The 2,486-nt window shown below is 66.3% G+C and carries 4 protein-coding genes; all 4 read right to left on the bottom strand.

The features are described 5' to 3' along the window. Positions 1–469: sigma-70 family RNA polymerase sigma factor (locus tag VGD20_RS00100; protein ID WP_331132500.1), on the bottom strand; the 469-nt coding region annotated here is incomplete at its 3' end. Then, positions 466–924 carry a DoxX family membrane protein gene (locus VGD20_RS00105; protein WP_331132501.1) on the bottom strand — a complete coding sequence of 153 codons (459 nt, stop codon included), beginning with the start codon at positions 922–924 and terminating at the stop codon, positions 466–468. The genes VGD20_RS00105 and VGD20_RS00100, both read right to left, overlap by 4 nt. A gap of 4 nt (positions 925–928) precedes the next feature. After that, positions 929–1,624 (bottom strand): DNA-binding domain-containing protein, encoded by a 696-nt coding sequence (locus tag VGD20_RS00110; RefSeq protein ID WP_331132502.1) that lies wholly within the window; start codon positions 1,622–1,624, stop codon positions 929–931. Continuing rightward, on the bottom strand, positions 1,617–2,486 hold an 870-nt coding region (locus VGD20_RS00115; protein WP_331132503.1), incomplete at its 5' end, for a DUF692 domain-containing protein. The genes VGD20_RS00110 and VGD20_RS00115, both read right to left, overlap by 8 nt.

The raw sequence follows: 2,486 nt of genomic DNA on the forward strand, positions 1-2,486 counted from the left end.
CCTTCACCAGCGATTCGCTTTGCCCGCAAATCTGCGAGGCTTCGGCAATCGAGGCGCCCTCGATCTTCACCAGCGTGATCGCCTGTGCCTGCCCTGCCGGCAGCAGTGTCAGCAGGCGGTCGAGGCTCAGCTTTGCGTGGACGGCCTCATCCTCGGCACCGACCGCGGCATCGTTGTCGCCCAGTTCGGCTTCGTCGCGCTGGCGGCGCAGCATGTCGATCCAGCGATAGCGCGCGATCGCCGCCAGCCACGGCAGGAAAGGCCGGCTGCTGTCCCAGGTCGCGAGCTTGCGGTGCATCGACACGAGCGTTTCCTGCACCAGGTCGTCGATGTGACCGGGCGCGATCCGGCGCGCGAAATAGCGGGTGAGCCATTTGCGGCAATCGGCCAGCAGCGCGCGATAGGCGGCGCGGTCGCCGCGCTGCGAGGCCGCCATCAGATGCGCCAGCGAAGGCTCGTCGATGCTCATTTGCGCCGCATCCTATCAACAAGCGCGTCGAGCGAGAACAGCCCGCCGCCGCGGACGATCAGGATCGCCGCCATCGCCGCCCACAGCGAATGGACCGGCCACCATGCGTCGGGAAAGACGAAGATCTGGATGACCAGTGTCATGACCAGCAGCGCGCCGGCCGACAGCCGTGTCGCAAGTCCGAGGAGCAGCAAAGCCGGAAAGAGATGCTCGGCATAGGTCGTCAACGGGACCGCGAAAACGGGATCGAGCGGCAACCCCGAAAACTCGCTGCCGAACAGGTCATATTGCGACGGATCGATCTGCAGGAAACTGCCCTCGACCACCTTCGTCTGCCCCGAGCGCCAGAAGACGCCGGCCAGCGCGATGCGCAGCAGCAGCAGCGCAAGACCTTCGGTTATATGCGACGCCGCAAGGCGCACGCCGCGATCGTAGAATCCGACAATCCGGTTCATCTTTTCAAGCCTTTTCAAATGCCCCTGCGCCGATGAGCGCTGCAATCGCCGTTCCGCCCTCGGGATGCAGTTCGGCCAGATGCGCGATGACGTTACCGAGCGGCGAAAATTCATCTGCCATCGCGAGCGCTGCGGCAGCGGCAGCGTGAAGGGGAAACAGCCGCACCTCGGCATCGGGCCGCGTGACGAGCAGCGCCGTTGTATCGGGGGCGAGCGCCGCATCGATGAGGGGCGCGGCGGGGCTGGCCAGCGCGACCACGCGCACCCCGGGATGGCGTTTGACGCGGAGGTCGAGCAATCCGGCCTCGCCAAGCCCGGCAAGATCCGGCAGCGCCAATACGGGCGCATCCTCGGCATGATAGCTTTCGAGCCAGGCCCGTTCGACGCGGGCGAGGTCGGCGGCCAGCGGATCGGCAAACCATTCGGGAAAAGCCGCGCCGATATCGGTCAGCGACCGTCCTTGCGATCCACCCTCTTCGACGAAGGCGCGCGATTGCCGGTTGAACTCGGCCTCGCCGAGATAATCGCGCGTTCGCGGAAAGCTTTCTTCGAGCGCAACGAGCCGGGCGTGCGAGATCGTGTTGGCATGAACGCGCAGCCCGCGCAGCACCGCCGCCGTATCGCCCGCGAACATCCCCGCGGGCAAATGGTCGGGGCCATGCAGCAAGGTTATGGCGATCGCCGCCTGCGCGTCACGCATCGACCGGCTCACGCGCAAGCAAGGCGTCGGCCTTTGCCACCTCGGCCATCAGAACGGCGAAACCGGGAACATCGCTGTCCCATTCGACGAGCACCGGTTTCGGCCCGGCGCGTTCCAGAAACGCTGCGAGCAAATCCCAGCAGCTCTGGCGAACCGCCGATCCATGATCGTCGATCGCGATCGTCCCGCCCATATCGTCATCCTTGCGCGCGTGACCCGCAACATGGACTTCGCCGACGAGGCGCGGATCGAAGGCGTCGAGCCATGAGGCGGGATCGAGCCCGAGATTGAACGCCGACACTTCGACATTGTTGATATCGAGCAAGAGGCCGCAGCCGCTGCGGCGGCACAGTTCGTGGAGGAAATCGACCTCGTTCCAGTCGTCACCCGCATAGGCGAGGTAACGCGACGGATTCTCGATCAGGATCGGACGCGCCAGCCGATCCTGGACGCGGCCGACCTCGGCCACAAAATGGTCGAGCGCCATATGGCTATAGGGAACGGGCAGCAGGTCGGGAAATTTGTCGCGCGGCCCGTTGCTCCAGCTCAGATGGTCCGACACCATAGCGGGCCCATAGCGCACGCACAGCGCCGCCAGCGCCTCGAGCTCGCCGCGGTCCACGCCCGCCGCCGATCCGAGCGACAGCCCGACCGAATGAAAGCTCAGCGGCACATGCTCGGCGATCGCGGTCAGCCAGCGGTGCGGAGGCCCGCCTGCGCCGAAGTAATTCTGGGGGTGAACTTCGGCCCAGGCGGGCGGGGAGCCCCGCTCCGCCGCCGCGAGGACGTCGGCATAATGGTCGGGCTTCAGCCCGAAACCGGCGCATCGCGGCAGGTCGCGGAGCGGGCGGGGGATCATCGG

Origin of the sequence: Sphingopyxis sp., assembly GCF_036402335.1 — a bacterium.
In the GTDB taxonomy this organism is placed as follows: Bacteria; Pseudomonadota; Alphaproteobacteria; order Sphingomonadales; family Sphingomonadaceae; genus Sphingopyxis.